We start from the raw sequence: 16,718 nt of genomic DNA, 5'->3' as shown, positions 1-16,718 counted from the left end.
TTCCTTGCATTTTCGTATATGTAAGCTTTGTAATTTTCAAAAGATTGTCCCTAAAGCTCTCCCCTCTTTATCGCAAATAATGGTGTGTGCGTATGATAGTAATACTTACTCAGATCAATATTTACGGCGTTTTTCATGTATTGTAAGTCAATAGACTTATATTCTTTTGGTAAACTTGTATACTCTGGATCATATTTTTTATGCTCAAAGAATAGATTTCCCAGATTATTACAAAAAGCTAGTTTGTAACTCTGTAGGTCATCTTTAATTACTTTAAGAAAATGAAAGTCTTTAGGAATTAGTATATTACTACCAGTTATGTGGTTTCTTATGTACAGATCATCATTTTTGAAAAAATGTCCAACTTCTAAAAATTTTGCAACTGTCTCTTCTTGTCCATTTATTTCTGTGACTATTTTTGCTTTTTTCTGATTCTCAGTATCTTGTATGATTCTCAATAAAGACTTCTTCTGAGAGTGATTAGCGTCTATTATTGAGCTAAAATCAGAAATCTCTCCTTTTTCACCCTTTTCTCCTGGTTGTCCACGCGGTCCTTGAGGGCCCATTTCACCCTGCTGACCATCTGCTCCATCTTTACCATCTTCACCGGGCCTTCCAGATGTACCTGGGTAACCTCTTGGCCCCCTTTCGCCTTGCTCACCTGTTGCACCAGGCTGCCCTGGCTGACCATCTACTCCATCTTCACCATCTTCACCTGGCCTTCCATGTGTACCTGGGTAACCGCCCTCTTTCGCCTTGCTCACCTGTTGCACCAGGTTGCCCTTGCTGACCATCTACTCCATCTTTTCCATCTGCACCAGGTCTTCCAGGTAGACCAGAGTGGCCTCTTGGGCCTCTTGGGCCTCTTTCACCTTGCTCACCTTGTGGACCTTTTGCACCGGTACTGCCTTGAGGTCCTATAGAACCAGGTTTCCCTGGTTTACCATCTGCTCCATCTTCACCAGATCTTCCAGATGGACCTGGATGACCTCTTGGGCCTCTTTCGCCTTGCTCACCTGTTGCACCAGGCTGCCCTGGCTGACCATCTACTCCATCTTCACCATCTTTACCAGGTCTTCCAGATGGACCAGAGTGGCCTCTTGGACCTCTTTCACCTTGCTCACCTTGTGGACCTTTTGCACCAGGATAACCTTGAGGTCCTATAGAACCAGGCTGCCCTGGCTTACCATCTGCTCCATTTTCACCATCTTTACCAGGTCTTCCAGGTGGACCTGGGTAACCTCTTGGGCCTCTTTCACCTTGATCACCTGTTGCACCAGGCTGCCCTGGCTTACCATCCACTCCATCTTCACCTGGCCTTCCAGATGTACCTGGGTAACCTCTTGGGCCTCTTTCACCTTGATCACCTTGTGGGCCTGCTACTCCATTTCTACCATCTTCACCATGCCTCCCAGGTGGAGCTGAGTGGCCTCTTGGGCCTCTTTCACCTTGTGGACCTTTTGCATTTCCAGGATTATTTCTTAATTCTTCTGCAATGCTACCTTGAAAACGAGAATCATCTTTTAGAAAATCTTTTACTTTCTCTCGAATAATTTGAAATCCTGCAATTGCCCTTTGAAAATCATCGTCGGTTGCAATTGCTTTTCTGAAATCTTTACTATCTATAACATCCTGAGCGTTTACATCTTTCCCTTTTGGACCACGGGGGCCTGGATAACCTCGTGGTCCTTCTGGACCTCTTGTATTTCCAGGATTCTTTCTTAATTCTTCCGCAATTCCACCTCTAAGTTCATTATCACGCTTTAGATTGTCTTTTAAATATTCGGAGAGTAGCATACTTTAACTATCCTTCGCATCAAGCACTGCCCTACCTAAATTGCCCATATTGTGATTGTTAGAGTTAAGAAGTTCAGCCGCAATATCTTGAACGCTTGCATCTTCACCTTTTGAACCAGGAGGGCCTTCATGGCCTCTTGGACCTCTTTTACCTGGTGGACCTGGATTACCTTTTATTTGATTTTTTAAATTTGGATTGCTTGCTAATTCAGTTGCTACACTTGCTGCCAGAATCTTATTTCCTGCAATAAGATTCTTAAATTCTTGATTATTTTCTAACGCATATCTCAAGCCTGCTCCAAGATTTTCATTAATTTGCTGAGGTATTGTTTTTCCGCTGCTGTCCCTTGTGTTAAGTACTAATTTGCCAAAACTAGTATCACTTTTCAGATTGAGCGCTACCGCTGTTGCATCAACACTACCAGTGCCTTTAATATCCCCAATATCTGCAGAAACTAGCATGCTTTTTAAGTGAGTTCTAATGTTGGGAATTAGGTTGAGATTTTCCATTTTGCAAATTTTTGCACCTTGACAAAATGCTTCGCCACCTACGATAGATTTTCCACCACTAGTTACAAATTCATATATAAACTTCCCAGTCTGATCTCTAAAAATAGAAAGATTACTGTCATTTTCTAACCCACATGGAATTCCGTTTGGGTTAGGAGATGTATCAAATGGATCACCGTAATATAGAGCATAAAGATGTTGACCATTTAATAACTTGTCTTGTATTAGAGTTGTTTTGCTATTTAAATGCCCTATTAGTTCACCATTATAGTTTTTGTGTTGATTAATATCATACTCTATTACACCCAATTTACCATCTGTTGTTAATGTCAATGCATAAAGCTGAGAGTCATTGAAATCTTTTCCTGGATCAAGATCTATATCTTCTTTTGGAATAAACAATCCAGATTTAATGATATCATTCGGACTCTTATTGTAATCTAATCCCTTGCTAATAGTATGATCTATTTCTTGAGAGCACAGTAGCTGTGTTGAGTGATTAGTTCCTCTGATGTATAGCCTTAGTCCATTTGACTCTGATTTAAGAATTAGTCTGTCATCGTCTTTTTTTAATTCGAGCTCTCCGAGTGCAAACTTAGCTCCATCATTGTCATCATTAGAATCTTTTCCTAATTCGGAATAGACTACCAAAAACTTTAATCCTATCATTTTGCCTGAGAGATCTTTCTCTACGTGGTAGAAGCTATTAGTAATTGTGCCATAATAAGTGCCGTTATTTTGACAATGTCTATTGGCGCAATATGAGTTGGGAAATGCCTCATCATACAATGCTAATAGGTAGAAGCCTTCCTCAATAGTATTACCTTTAGAATCTCTTGTACTGTTGCGGTGAGCAATATGGTAAAATAGTTTATCATTATAAAGATCAGGAAAGTTTTTGCTATTGTAATGTAAGTTTAATGTATACCTATTGTTACCCACAACATTCTCTAAATAAGCTGGTTTTAGCCCAAAATTTTTAACTATAAGTAAATCCCTTTTTAGGCATGTTTGGAGTTATAGCTTCAGATTTTTGAAAAATAAGATCGATAGCGCCTACTTAAGATCCAGGAGTTGAATTAAATAAGTTTTTATGGTTAAAATAGTGCATGAGAAATGTTATGCTAATTGGTAGCGGAATTGGAAATGCTGTGCTATTTTCTATAGGAAAAGCATGCCTTGAAAATGGCAATAAAGTTTTATATTTTGCTGGCTATAGAAAACTCAACGATGTATTCAAACGAATACTTATAGAACAGGCATCAAGTGTTGTAGTGTGGGCATGTGAAGAAGGATTGATAGAAACGCATAGAACTCAGGATAAGTCTTTTCATGGCAATATAGTTGATGCAATTATCGCTTATCAACAAGGGACATTAGATGATATTGATATTAGTTTAAACTCTATAGATAGGATAATTACTATTGGTTCTGATAAAATGATGGGAGCAGTAAATGAAGCTAGAAAAACCACTTTAAAGCAATATTTAAAGCCAAATCACGTGGCGATATCATCGATTAATTCTCCTATGCAATGCATGATGAAAGAAATCTGTGCTCAATGTGTACAACGACATGTTGATGCAAAAACAGGAGAAGAAAGTTTCGTCTATAGTTGTAGCAGCCAAGATCAAAATATGGAATCTGTTGACTTTGGTTTCTTGAGTGAGCGTTTAAAGCAAAATAGTTTACAAGAGAAACTCACTGCAAAATGGGTAAACCATGTGCAAGGACATTAAACAACGAAAAGAAGAGGTAAGGAAGCAATATAGGGCAATAAGAAAAAGTGTTGAAGGAAATGATGCGGAAAACCTGCTTATTAATCTTTTTCATCAGAACTTAAGTTGCGTTAAAGGCAATATAATAGCAGCCTATATTCCGATGGATGGAGAAATAAATGTTATCCCCTTAATGCACAGTTTGCTTAACTTGGGTTATAAGTTGGTAATACCAAACAACAAAGCATTAAAATTTGAAGAATGGAACAAAGCAGACGGAAAACCCATAGTTCCAGATACAATTATCACCCCAATTGTTGCTTTTGATGACCACTGCAACAGGTTAGGTATTGGTGGTGGTTGGTATGACAAAATCATAAAGGAATTACAACCACTGGGAAAAACATTCATTGGTGTTGCTTATGAAAAACAATATTGCAAGGATTTACCAATCGAAGAACATGATCAAAAGCTTGATATGATTATAACTGAGGTATGCATTAGGCATAGAGTTTTATAGCTCTTTAGCTAATCATCTGTATCCATTCAGCCGGGCGGTAAAATAAAGAGTAGACAAGGAATGCTAAAAAGGTAAACTAGAGTGGCTGTGAGGTAATATGGTTGATCTTTTAGAATTTTGCGAAAGTTTAAGCAGACTATAGAAAAGTTAGAAACAAAAATAGAAGAGCTTAAAGCAGAAAATAAAGCGCTAAGGATCGAAAACGCTGAGTTAAAAGAAAGGCTTGGCTTAAATTCAAAAAATTCATCTATACCAAGCTCCAAAGAATTATATAAGATGAGGGAAAATAAGCCAAAAAGTGACAGGAAAGTAGGAGCACAGGTTGGACATAAAGGCAGTTACCGCCCTAAAATGGAGGCAGATGAGATGGTAAAAATAGAACTGCCCAATACGTGTGAGTGCGGAGGAGAAATTGCGGTATCAAAAGATCCGTATACTCATCAAAAGGTCGATTTGCCGGAAATCAAGCCGTATGTAGTTGAATATCAACTAGAGCATGGACGTTGCAAAAGATGTGGAAAAAGAAAAAGTAGCAAGCTACAAGAAGGAGTAACTGCGGACACATTTGGTCCAAGAGTTAAGTCAGTAATTGCAGCATTAAGTGGATTTTACAAGAATTCGAAAAAAGAAGTGGCAAATATTATAAAGGACATTTTCAACCTGGATATCAGCGTCGGTAGTGTATCAAATAGCGAGGCTAGAGTGGCAGAAAAATGCCAAGAAGCATATGAGCAAATTGAGGAAGAGGTAAGCAAGAGCAAAATTTTACATATCGATGAAACTAGCCATTACAACAAAGGTAAACAGGGCTGGTGATGGATGTTTGCGAGCAAAATAGGAAGTGTGATCAAATTGACAGAGTCAAGAGGGATGAAAGTCCTGGAAAATAGTAAATTTGGAAAGAATAACAACCTAGTAGTGACCGACAGATATGCAGCTTACAACTACTTTTCCAGCAAGAAAAGGCAGGTCTGTTGGGCACATTTAGCAAGAGATTTTGAAAGGTTGTCTCATAGTTGGAATAGCGAAGTGAAAGTTTTGGGGTATTATTTAAGGAATGTTGCTACTGAATTATTTGCATTGAAAAAAGCTCTGTTAAAGGATGAAATAGACACATTAAGGTTCATAAGAAGAGCAAGAAAATTACGCAAGCGAACGAGATATTACTTAAAGAATATATCAAATTTACCCGAGGCAATTGGAGCGTCTCGAGTAGCAAAAAATATCATGAAATCGGATCTGATGATGTGGAAATTTTTGGACGATCCAGAAAATATTCCACTGACAAACAACTATGCTGAGCAACAGATTCGGCATTACGTTGTTTACCGAAAAGTTTCATATTTTACACAATCGAAACGGGGAAATATGTTTCTTGAGAGGATAATTTCATTGTACTTGACTTGGAGGCAAAAGAAGTTAAATCCTTTTCAAAACCTACTGGCTATTGCTTCTTAAGCCATACCTCTGAATGGATACATTGTTTTTATTAAACGAGTAATGCTCTTTATCATCTTAAACCCTCACACCTATAGCTAACAAATTTGCCAAACCTATAGCAATTAAAAAAGGATTACGCAAAAGCTATCTTCCGTTGCTCAGTTTATCCATTAAATAGCTCCTCAAGTCTATAAGCTCCTGAAGTAAGTTTTTTGAAATGCCATTGACCTTCTTTTTATTATTAAATTCTTTTTGTACTCCTTTTATCGTATATCCTTTGTCATACAACATATCTTTTATCTTTTTTATAATATTTATACACTCGTGATCATATAGCCTTCTTCCTTTGCGCTTTGTAGGCTTAATTTGATCAAATTGACTCTCCCAAAATCTTAAAACATGCTGCTCCAAGCGTAGCTCTTCTGCTACTTCGCCAATTGTGTAAAACAATTTTTCTTTACTTGTTATCATTTATTAGCCTTTTTATAATTTTTGAAGGCCGAAAAGAAATTGAATTTCTTGCCTTAATCATTACTTTTTCTGATGTTCTTGGAACATTTCCCGGTCTCTCTTTCTTTTTCTTGACTATAAATGTTCCAAATGACGATATTTTTACTACTCCATCATTTACAAGATTTGCCTTCATTTCATCTAGTATGTCTTCTATTATTGCAGCAGAATCTTCTTTTGATAACCCTATCTCTTGATTTATAATTTCTGCTATTGTTGCCTTAGTTACTGTGGTTTCTTCTGTTATAACATGGTTCATAGTTGATAGATACCGTAACAAGTAAATACAATATAGCAATATACTTAAAATTCATCTACTTATTTTTTGGACTATACAATAGATTACTGTTGTGACTGCTGTGCAGCTACAAAACCATCATGTTCCATTCTTGCCATTGCAGTGCTGGGTTTCAATGCCTCATATATAACACGACCAGCTATAAGTGCTGCTGCTATAACTATAATTGCTGTACCTGTTATATGTGATACATCTAGCGTAATGTTGCCAGTTGCAAAAAGTGTTGTTGCTGCTATGGCACCTAATAACATAGCTGAATAACGAACAAAAAGATCTTTGTTGTATGCTTTATTTAACTTCATCAGATACCCGGTCGGCTTTGTTGCATAGCTAAAGTAAAAAGAACTGGGAGTTACTGATGAAATTCATTATAAACAGGCATTTAACCGACAAAGGAAAAATATGCCAGTCAAAATGAAAGTCAGTAACTGCTACGAATATAACAAATTTCTCCAAGAAAGAGGAAATATTTTTTATTACGTCAACGATGCCATAGAAAATTGGTACGAAAAAAGTCCCAAAATGACCGGTGGCAACAATATTTATAGTGATAAAGTCGTAATTCTAATTCACATAATAACTTATTTGTTTAGAATAGGCCTAAGACAAACGGTGGGGTTTATAGCTGGATACCTTGAGCAAATAGGAAAAAATTTGCAAGTTATCAGCTATTCCCAGGCTTCCAGAAGATTCAAAAAGCTTAACTTAAAAATTAATGATCGAAGACATGATAAAAACAGTATGGAAAATATTGAGATCGCCATAGATAGCACTGGAATAAGCATCTACAATAATATTCCAGGCCATAGTAAGGCAAACGGTACAGATAGAAAGTACCGTGGCTATAAGCAAACAAGAAAATTGCATGTAATGCTGGAGATAGGTAGCAAAAAAGTCATAGCTGCAAAATACAGTAGTGGAGTTTATTCTGACCACTATGGAGCCTGTGATCTTATTGCAAGGGCTAATGCTAAATACAATATAAGCACACTATATGCAGACAGAGCATATAATCGAAAGAAGTTATACAAATTGTGCAATGAGCTTGGCATAAAGACAAAAATTCCTCTGCAAAACAATGCAGTGGAGCATCCAAAGCTGGATTATATGGCTGAGAGAAATTCTACAATCAAGCTCATAAAGTCATATGGTGAAGATGGTATGAAGAAGTGGAAAAAAGAGATAAATTATGGGAAGAGATCTTATATAGAAAGTTTTTTCTCGCGACTGAAGCAAACATTTGGGTTTAGTTTTAGGAACAAATCTGAGATTAACCGTGAGAAAGAAATGCTACTCAAGTGTTATTTGCTGAACAAATTTACTGAAATAGGCATGGCTAAATTTGAGATAGCTTCATGAATTTATTATGCATTGCCTCCTATCCAAAGAGCGATGCAACAAAGCCTACCCGGTCTCACGAGGGCGGTCTTGTGTGAAACCACAGTCAACACAGCTTTGACAAGCTTGCCTTTCAGATACATAATGGTCTAGGAGTTGCACCATTGTTATCCCTTATCCAAGAATCTGATCCAAGTTCTATTAAGGCTAATATTGCTTCCTCATAACCTCGATGGGCAGCTATATGTAAGGGAGTCTGTCTGATATTATTTGTTATGTCAATTTTTGCTCCTTTTGCTACTAGAAGCTTAATTATATCTACTCGGGGTAGCCAAGTAGCTTCATGCAGAGGAGTATCACCTTGCGCATTTTTGATGTTAGTATTTGCACCATTTTCTATTAGAAGCTCTGCTATACCTATATTGCCTTTGTTGGCAGCGTTATGTAAAGGAGTATCTCCATCTTTATTCTGAAAATTAACATCTGCACCATTTTCTATTAGCAGTCTTACTATATTGATATTTTCACACAGAACTGCCTTATGTAAAGAAGTGGATCCATAACCATTTGTTGCATCAATATCTGCTTTCTCTTTTATTAAAAGTTCTATTATCTGTAAGTCACCTACTTGGGTAGCAAGGCACAAAGGAGTTTCTTCACTCACTCCAGCTTTTGCATTAATACTAGCTCCGTTTTCCAACAAAAACTTTACCATTTCTTGGCATCTATATTCAACAGCTTCATGTAATGGACTATTTCCACGCCCGTTTTGGATATCAATGTTTGCTCCCCTGTCCTTTAGGTATTTTACTATATTAAAATAGCCACATTTAGCAGCCACATTCAGTAGTATACCTGTATCAAATTGATGATCTAACGAAAACTCACTTTCCCTCCATAATTCATATTCTTCTTCACATAGCTTATATTTGTGTTTGCGAGTATCCTGTTGCAGGTACAGCTCCTTTATTTCCCTTTCAAACTCTAGTTTTATTTTTTCAACTATATTACTTGAGTCTAAGTTTTGGTCGTGATTTAATGTTTTTAATATTTTATGTAGCAGCTCCATGATAACCCCCTCTCTTTGATTAGATAATATATTATGGATAATTCATAGAAGAGAGTAAATATTTTCCTATATCCTAATAATACTGCAAATCAAGCCTTCAGCTCTTCAAACACTTCACTTGCTCTGTTTAAAACAGAATCAGGAAAGCCGGCAAGTTTTGCCACGTGTATTCCGTATGATTCATCTGCAATGCCTTCGATCACTTCATGCAAGAAAATAACTTCTCCATTCCATTCTTTTATTTTTACACAAAAACATTTTACGTTTTCCAGAGATTTACTTACTTTAGTTAATTCATGGTAATGAGTTGCAAAAATGGCCCGGCACCTATTTGTATTATGGATATGCTCAATTACTGCCTGAGCAATTGACAATCCATCATATACTCCAGTACCCCTACCGATTTCATCGAGCACCACTAAAGAACGATCTGTTGCCTGATTGACTATCGTTGCTGTTTCAATCATCTCTACCATGAAAGTGGAATAACCGGCTGCTATATTATCTGTTGCACCAACTCTGCTGAATATTTTATCAATCACGCCAATGTGTGCACTCTCTGCTGGCACAAATGATCCCATGTGAGCTAAAATTGCGATCAGGGCATTTTGCCTCAAAAAAGTGCTTTTGCCAGCCATATTCGGGCCAGTAATTAAATGTATACCAATTAAATCGATACTATTTGCAATAAATTTATTGTTGATTTCTACTACAGGATGTCTTCCATTATAAATCTTAAATTCCTTGCTTTCATCAATAATGGGTTTTGCATAATTATTCCGAACGGCAATTTCTGCAAATGTAGCTCTAATATCGAGCTTTGCCAGTGAATTTGCAGCAAGAGCAATTTTTTCAGCTTCTTCAGCAATTTTACTGCACAATTCATTAAAGATTTTTATTTCTAAGTTAATAGCAGCATCACGCGCAGTAAGAATTTTGTTTTCCAACTCTTTTAACTCATTAGTAGTGTAACGACTGCTGTTTGCCAGGCTTTGCCTGTGAATGAATATGTCTGCAGCTATTTTGTGATTAGCTGACACTTCAACATAATAGCCAAGTATGTTGTTGTGTAATATTTTAAGTGCCGCAATACCAGTTAGATCACGATAAGACTCACGAAGTTTATTTATCAGTTTATTACTGTTGTTTAGAACATATGATAGCTCAGATAACTCCTGATTATATTTTGGATTGATAAATCCTCCTTCTTTCAAGGAATTGAGATTATTATCAAGTACTGCATTATTTAGAGTTTCAAATAAATCTTTGTGATCACCAAGGCTCTTGTGTATTGTATTGAGTTCATTATTATCTGTCATCTGAGTAGCTGACACTGGGATCCATGAGTGCTGTGATGACACCTGAGAGTAGTGAGATAGCAATTCAGATAGCTCTAGAGTTTTCCCAAGGCCTATTTTTAATAAATGCATATCTTTCGGTGAACCACGCCCTAACATCAAACGTGATAGTGATCTTTCGACATCTGGAATATTAGAAAGTATTTCACGTACTTTCTTGCGTAATTCATGATTATTGACAAAAAATTCAACGGTGCTGAGTCTTAAATTTATCGCTTTAGAGCAGGTAAGAGGTGAAGCAAGCATTTGTTTAAGCAATCGTCCACCTGAAGCTGTTACTGTATGGTCAATAATTGAGATTAATGAGCCTTTCTTTTCACCAAATTGAGTTGAAAATAATTCAAGATTTCTTCTTGCTGATGCATCAATAAGCATAAAATTTTGTTGCTTATAGGGCTTTGGAAATTCAAGTCTTGGTATGGAGCCTCTTTGTGTTACTCTCACATACTCAAGTAGTGCACCACATGCAGCAACTTCCACTTTGCTGAAATTTCCTATTACCCCAACTTCCCGCACTTTATAAAATTCACACAGCGTTCTATGGGATTTGTTATATTCAAAAAAGCTCTGAGCATGCTGCGTAATTGATATTTTATAATTTTTTAGAATTAATCTAATTTTTTCATCTTCAGTGAGCTTGTCAGAAATCAATAATTCCCTTGGTGAAATACGCAATAAATCGCTATTTAAATCTTTGAGATTTGTTACAGTATAGAAAAATTTTCCTGTTGATAGCTCAAGCCAACCAATTGCATATTCTTTATTTTGTTCAACTATAGATGCAAGATAGTTGTTGCTTTTATCCTCCAGTAGTGAATCCTCAACTATTGTACCGGGAGTTACAATGCGCACTACATCACGTTTTACTATAGTTTTATAGCCTCTCTTTTTTGCTTCGTCTGCTGTTTCTAATTGATCACAAACTGCAACTTTAAATCCAAAATCTATTAGCTTGTGCAAGTAAGATTCACTACTATGTGCTGGTACGCCGCACATTGGTATATCCTGTCCATTTGCATTGCCTCTTTTGGTTAGCACTATATTCAGCAATTTTGCAGCTTGAATAGCATCATCGAAAAATAATTCATAGAAGTCACCCATTCTGTAGAACAGCAAGTAGTCCTTATATTGTGTTTTTAGATTTAAATATTGCTCCATTGCAGGAGTGTTTTTTTCTTTTATAAAATTCATAAAAATATATTACGTCAGGAATAGCTTCAATGTCATTATATGTGTATACATAACATAAATTTTAAATTAGGTGTATAGGGGGTATTTTATGATACAAGTACAACAAAGGCTCTCTACAAGGCAAATATCGCTATGAGTACGCTAATTAGAGATTTGGTAAAACAAGCAACTTCAGTAGGAGATTATGAAGATCTTACACGATATATAGAATATCTTTATCAGTTCGAACAATTTAGAAACATGTTGAATCTTGCTCTATCATTAATAAAGCAAAATAGGCTCTCATTTGGAGTATATCAAGAGGGACCAGTTGATATGGAAGAAGGAACGTGTGAAACAATTAAATCTCCTAGTGGTTTAAATAGATATGTTGTTATAGTCAAAAGATCAAATCCTTACATAGTAGTGCATGAGATTTCACATATGGTTGAGAAGGAGCTTAATTTAGATCTTGATATGCGTAAAGAATGTAAATTTTATTCCATAATTTATCAAGATCTAAGTCAAAATTTAAACAAAGCAAATATTCTTGTGCAAAATATTGTTAAGCAAATTCTAATTAAGGAAATAGGAGCTTATAGGACTACTAAATTACAAGCATCTGAAGTATTTGCACGCTATTTTGAGGTGTTTGCTTGGGCACAAGAAGTTTATCCTAAGGATAAAAAATACCTAATTCGTACTCATGATTTGAACACATTGTTTTTCGCTACTAACCGGTGGAAAAAAAACTTTCTTGATCCACAAATAATGGATAAGTTAGATAAAGAAATAAAGGAATACAGTAGCAAAACTCCTCTTAAGAAAGTGGAAGAAGTACGAAGCGGTTGGGCTGATAAGTTTTCTCCTAGACGTAAAAAAGCTGATTCAATATTTGGGGATGATAAATAGTCATTTTTAAGTGATTTATAAGGATTTATTATAATCAAAACTACTGAATAACTTCATTATATTTAATTTAATATTAACAAAAATTAAACGAATTTCACTTAATTTGTCATTTTAATAATTTAAAGAGGATATTATGGGTTACAATTTACGTGATGAGATTGAAGATTACAGCTCAGTAGAAAATGCAGTAAATTATATGAAAAACTATACGGACTGTACATTTCAGAATTTGCAAGGAATGTTAGATAATTTAATAGATCATAAAGATACTAAGTTGAGTGAATTTATTGATCAGCTGAAAATGCATGGTGAAACATTTGATATAGCATTATCCATAGGAAACAAGCTACAGCACTGCAAGGAAGTATTAAATGATATAGAAAATGATCTAAATAGTAATTTTCAAGAATTAACAGATGAGTTAGGCAATCATAATCACTATAGTGAAAACTCTTTTAAAGATGATATCTCTTTTAAAGACAATAATGTTTCTACTTTTGCTGATAATAATATCTTGTAACTATTTTTGCTTTTCAACAGGTATTATCCTCTTTAAAATGGGTAATACCTGTTTCTTGTAGGTATCTCATTTAGGCGTTTCAAACCCCAGTTGCGGATTAGAAATCAGTGAAAAAGCCAGGAAAATAGGGTAAACTCCAAAGTATTTTATTTTCAGTATAGGAGGTTACCCATGAATAAAAATATAACAGAATTATTTTGCTTTGTAGACGATTTTTGCAAAGCTATAAACAAAAATTTTGCAGAAAAACTCCTGCCAAGCGGTAAAAAACCTACCAGGACTCCAGAGATTACACATTCTGAAATTATTACTATAATTTTGCTTTATCAACAATCTAGATGTGAAGATTTTAAATCTTTCTATACACGTTACTTAAAAGCACTATATGGATCTGAGTTTCCTAATTTACCATCATATAGTAGGTTTACCAGACTAAAATCGAGGGTTTTATGGCATTTAGCTCTCTTGTTACAGTGGTTTTGTGAACAGTCAAAAATGACCGGAATTTCATACATAGATGCAACGTCTATTGCTGTTTGCCATTCAAAAAGAATCTCAAGAAATAAAGTTTTTAAAGGAATTGCAAAAATTGGAAAGACTATATATGGTTGGTTTTTTGACTTTAAATTGCACATAGTGATTAATGAAAAGGGAGAAATTCAAGGAGTTACGCTCACTAAAGGTAATGTTGACGACAGAAAGCCTGTGCCAAATTTAACTAAAAAATTGACTGGATTGCTATTTGGAGATAAGGGCTATATCAAAAAAGAGCTCTTTGAAAAACTTTTTGATAGAGGCCTAAAACTCGTTACTAAAGTGAAAAAAGGTATGAAAAACACACTAATTTCGCTAGAAGACAAGATTTTGCTCAGGAAAAGATCGATTATAGAAACGGTCTTTAATTGCCTGAAAAACAAGTTTGAGATTGAGCATAGTAGACATAGATCTCCGATAAGTTTTTTGGTACATATTTTTAGTGTTTTGATTTCATACTCTATGCAGCCGAAAAAGCCTAGAATTTCAATGATTTATTTCATGCAGTAATCCACAACTGGGGTTTCAAGAGTGTATGGTCCCAAAAGTGATGATATTTACTTAATAATTAAATTGACAAATTAATATTATTTTGTTAAGATAAGTATTTATTAAGTTAATAAATTAGGGGATGTTTATGGTAAATGATAGTGTTCTAGCAAGGTTTGCGCGCGCGTATATAGATGAGTTTGGTAGTAATGGTGTTCAAGCTTTCCTGAAGGACTGCGATAAGGTACTTAATTTAAAGTGGAGCGAAAAAGAGTTTTATAAGTTATGTAATAGACCAAATACCAACAGCAATCCACAGCAAATTGGTAGTAACCCTACTAGAAATAACTATCGCAGTGGTGGCGTAAATGGTAATTTATCTAATGACAGAGCAGTCTTAGAATTAATTCAATTTTTGTGCATTGTTTTTACTGTTTTTATAGATTTGTGTAATAGTATCAAAGAGACAGCTAGAAAATCAGAAAAAATAGACTATCTGGACGACGTACTTAAAATGTTCGGAAATATAGGATTTGGGTGTTCTGCTGCCTTTTTTACTGGCTTTTTGGCAGATTTAATAGTTTGTGTTGTTCAGCCAAAATCTACTCCTATTTGGGGCGTGGTAGTGCTTGGATTGATAGCTTTAGGGTTTTTTGTTTTTGGTTTCATTTTTCATGAGAGTCACAAGGGAGAATTAGGCAAGATTAATGAGGCTAAGAAAGCAGTAAGAATACATTTATCTTCAAGCACTCAGCCTTCTCCAAGTGCCCCTACTCAAGGTACTAACGCTGCAAGTGCTACTAGTAAAAGTTCACCATCTGGTGAAGTTACTGCTCCAAGTAGTGCTAATCCAAACGTTACTACTCCAAGTGCCCCTCCTCTGAATGCTTCTAATGGTGGTTCACCTTCAAGCGCTCCTAGTGATAATCCACCTTCTTATTATGAAGCTACTGGAAATCCTGCTCCTGGTGCTCCTCATGATAATTCACCTCTTCAAGGTACTAGCGCTGCAAATGATTCTCAAGTTGAATTACCTCCTATTCACTCTCTTCACGATATTAACGCTGCAAGCGCTTCTTCTTATGCTGGAGCTACTGACCCTCCTTCTGAATCTGATAGTACATTCAGAAATTCTCGTCCAACTCTTTATAAAGATCCAACTTTTCATCAAGTTGGTTATTCTAAATATTAGTTTAATCATAAACACCGGTGGCTACTTAATGAAAAGTTACCTCATTCCCTGCAATAATTAGAAAAGTACGTGGAGAATTAATATATGAATGAGGTCATAACCATCCCTATAGTGAAAGCTCTTTTGATATCTCTTTTTTTTAAAGGGTAATACCTGTTTCTTGTAGGTATCTCATTTAGGCGTTTCAAGAGTGTATGGTCCCAAAGAGTGATGATATTTACTTAATAATTAAATTGACAAATAAATATTATTTTATTAGGATAAATTTTGATTAAATTAATATTAATTAGGGGATGTTTATGTTAACAAATAGAGATATTTTAAAAAGATATGCGTTAGCGTATATAAAGAAGTCGGGTGATAAGGATATTGATAAGATTAAAGCTTTTGTGCGTCTTTGTAATGCGTCAAGTCAGCAAAATGGCTTGATCTGGAACGAAAAAAGATTTGATGAGTTATATAAAGAATTTATTCAAAATAGACAAAATACTAACAGAAGTCAACCGCGAGATCATGACAACTCTGCTGACCATCAGGTAAATACAAATACACAAGGCAATGATAGAAGTGCATGGGATTCTTTTCTAGATTGTTTACTGTTACAATGTTGTATTAACGCTTTTATTAACGTTTTTTCCGGTAGGTGCAGTCACACTACAGTTATTAACGGTTATGGTAATAACAATAACCAAGACAGAGAGGGTGATAGAAAGTTATCAGCTCTAGGTATAGTAGCTGTAGTTGTGTGCATTGCTTTTCATGTGTTGATATGTTTTTGATATAATCGTAGCAAAAAATCAGCTAGGAAATCAGAAGATATATACTATCTGGATAATAGTCTTAAAATGTTCGCTGGTATAGAATTTGTAGGTTTTGCTGTTTCTTTGGCAATTTTGTTAGTTTGTGCTTTCAACCCAGTTTTACCTACCTGGGCCTTGGTAGCTCTTGGAGCTAACTCTCTTGTGTGTTTTGTTGGTGGTTTAGCTTTTATTGATAAACACAATAAAGAATCAGGCGATATTAAAAAAGCTAAGGAAGCAGTAGGAAACCCTCCTCCAGATCCTAGCACTTCTAATGCTCCGAATTGTGGTTCATCTGCAAGCACTCAGCCTTCTTCAAATACTTTTATTCAAGATCCACCTCCTCCTTACTCCACTTTTGATCCTAACCCTGGCGTCCCTCCTGCACCTGGCTGGAGAGCTCTTAGTGACGATTCATCTTCTCAACATTCTTATGCTGGAGCTACTGCCCCTACTGCTCACCAGGTCAGCTGTTCTAATGTAACAGAATGTGGAGCTGGAATGGCTTTGTTGCATAGCTAAAGTAAAAAGAACTGGGAGGTA

General features: G+C 35.7%; 17 protein-coding genes and 1 pseudogene. 10 read left to right on the top strand and 8 right to left on the bottom strand.

Annotated features, from left to right (window positions below; genetic code table 11):
• Positions 1–50 precede the first annotated feature (50 nt).
• From HF197_RS06335 to HF197_RS06325, 3 genes are read right to left on the bottom strand one after another with little or no spacing between them, the layout of a single operon-like run.
• On the bottom strand, positions 51–764 hold the full coding sequence (locus HF197_RS06335) for a collagen-like protein (RefSeq protein ID WP_168464693.1): 714 nt from the start codon (positions 762–764) through the stop codon (positions 51–53).
• The gene (locus tag HF197_RS06330; protein ID WP_168464692.1) at positions 712–1,797 is read right to left on the bottom strand and encodes a collagen-like domain-containing protein; all 1,086 of its coding nucleotides are present in this window, start codon (positions 1,795–1,797) and stop codon (positions 712–714) included. The genes HF197_RS06335 and HF197_RS06330 overlap by 53 nt, the downstream gene beginning before the upstream one ends.
• 3 nt (positions 1,798–1,800) lie before the next feature.
• Positions 1,801–2,976: a collagen-like triple helix repeat-containing protein gene (locus HF197_RS06325; protein ID WP_168464691.1), complete on the bottom strand. Its 1,176-nt coding sequence runs from the start codon at positions 2,974–2,976 to the stop codon at positions 1,801–1,803.
• Between the two features lie 440 nt (positions 2,977–3,416).
• Between HF197_RS06325 and HF197_RS06320 the strand changes: the two genes are divergently transcribed.
• From HF197_RS06320 to tnpC, 3 genes and pseudogenes are all read left to right on the top strand, one after another.
• Complete coding sequence (locus HF197_RS06320) at positions 3,417–4,046, top strand: ferredoxin reductase domain-containing protein (RefSeq protein ID WP_168464690.1); 630 nt, start codon at positions 3,417–3,419, stop codon at positions 4,044–4,046.
• Entirely contained in the window at positions 4,030–4,545 is a 516-nt protein-coding gene (locus HF197_RS06315) for a 5-formyltetrahydrofolate cyclo-ligase (protein WP_168464689.1), read from the top strand. The genes HF197_RS06320 and HF197_RS06315 overlap by 17 nt, the downstream gene beginning before the upstream one ends.
• Before the next feature lie 97 nt (positions 4,546–4,642).
• Positions 4,643–6,003 (top strand): annotated as a pseudogene (tnpC, locus tag HF197_RS06310) (IS66 family transposase).
• A 126-nt stretch (positions 6,004–6,129) separates the two neighbouring features.
• On the opposite strand, the gene HF197_RS06305 reads toward tnpC, so the two are convergent.
• From HF197_RS06305 to HF197_RS06295, 3 genes are all read right to left on the bottom strand, one after another.
• On the bottom strand, positions 6,130–6,456 hold the full coding sequence (locus HF197_RS06305; RefSeq protein WP_168464688.1) for a MerR family transcriptional regulator: 327 nt from the start codon (positions 6,454–6,456) through the stop codon (positions 6,130–6,132).
• Complete coding sequence (locus tag HF197_RS06300) at positions 6,443–6,754, bottom strand: integration host factor subunit alpha (protein ID WP_168464687.1); 312 nt, start codon at positions 6,752–6,754, stop codon at positions 6,443–6,445. Before HF197_RS06300 ends, HF197_RS06305 begins: the two co-directional genes overlap by 14 nt.
• Positions 6,755–6,837: 83 nt before the next feature.
• Positions 6,838–7,095, bottom strand: a complete 258-nt coding sequence (locus HF197_RS06295) for a hypothetical protein (protein ID WP_168464686.1) — start codon at positions 7,093–7,095, stop codon at positions 6,838–6,840.
• Positions 7,096–7,195: 100 nt separating this feature from the next.
• Between HF197_RS06295 and HF197_RS06290 the strand changes: the two genes are divergently transcribed.
• On the top strand, positions 7,196–8,152 hold the full coding sequence (locus HF197_RS06290; RefSeq protein WP_168464050.1) for an IS5 family transposase: 957 nt from the start codon (positions 7,196–7,198) through the stop codon (positions 8,150–8,152).
• A gap of 112 nt (positions 8,153–8,264) precedes the next feature.
• Here HF197_RS06290 and HF197_RS06285 read toward each other — a convergent pair whose 3' ends face one another.
• Together HF197_RS06285 and mutS are read right to left on the bottom strand one after the other, a co-directional pair.
• Positions 8,265–9,200, bottom strand: a complete 936-nt coding sequence (locus tag HF197_RS06285; protein WP_168464685.1) for an ankyrin repeat domain-containing protein — start codon at positions 9,198–9,200, stop codon at positions 8,265–8,267.
• 89 nt (positions 9,201–9,289) lie between these two features.
• Complete coding sequence (mutS, locus tag HF197_RS06280) at positions 9,290–11,749, bottom strand: DNA mismatch repair protein MutS (protein WP_168464684.1); 2,460 nt, start codon at positions 11,747–11,749, stop codon at positions 9,290–9,292.
• Between the two features lie 132 nt (positions 11,750–11,881).
• On the opposite strand from mutS, the gene HF197_RS06275 reads away from it, so the two are divergent.
• The 6 genes from HF197_RS06275 (at position 11,882) to HF197_RS06250 (ending at position 16,697) form a co-directional block, all read left to right on the top strand.
• Entirely contained in the window at positions 11,882–12,640 is a 759-nt protein-coding gene (locus HF197_RS06275; RefSeq protein WP_168464683.1) for a WD_0702 family putative metalloprotease, read from the top strand.
• A 133-nt stretch (positions 12,641–12,773) separates the two neighbouring features.
• A complete protein-coding gene (locus tag HF197_RS06270) occupies positions 12,774–13,160 on the top strand; it encodes a hypothetical protein (protein ID WP_168464682.1) in 387 nt (128 codons plus the stop codon).
• Between the two features lie 171 nt (positions 13,161–13,331).
• Positions 13,332–14,204 (top strand): IS982 family transposase, encoded by an 873-nt coding sequence (locus HF197_RS06265; RefSeq protein ID WP_168464681.1) that lies wholly within the window; start codon positions 13,332–13,334, stop codon positions 14,202–14,204.
• A gap of 127 nt (positions 14,205–14,331) precedes the next feature.
• Positions 14,332–15,375 carry a hypothetical protein gene (locus HF197_RS06260; RefSeq protein ID WP_168464680.1) on the top strand — a complete coding sequence of 348 codons (1,044 nt, stop codon included), beginning with the start codon at positions 14,332–14,334 and terminating at the stop codon, positions 15,373–15,375.
• 299 nt (positions 15,376–15,674) lie between these two features.
• On the top strand, positions 15,675–16,154 hold the full coding sequence (locus HF197_RS06255) for a hypothetical protein (protein WP_168464679.1): 480 nt from the start codon (positions 15,675–15,677) through the stop codon (positions 16,152–16,154).
• A 66-nt stretch (positions 16,155–16,220) separates the two neighbouring features.
• Positions 16,221–16,697, top strand: a complete 477-nt coding sequence (locus tag HF197_RS06250) for a hypothetical protein (RefSeq protein ID WP_168464678.1) — start codon at positions 16,221–16,223, stop codon at positions 16,695–16,697.
• The last annotated feature ends 21 nt before the right edge of the window (positions 16,698–16,718 follow it).

Origin of the sequence: Wolbachia endosymbiont of Ctenocephalides felis wCfeT, assembly GCF_012277295.1 — a bacterium.
Taxonomy (GTDB): Bacteria; Pseudomonadota; Alphaproteobacteria; order Rickettsiales; family Anaplasmataceae; genus Wolbachia.
Note: the sequence above shows the minus strand (reverse complement) of the source record. Positions and strands in the feature narration are given on the sequence as shown.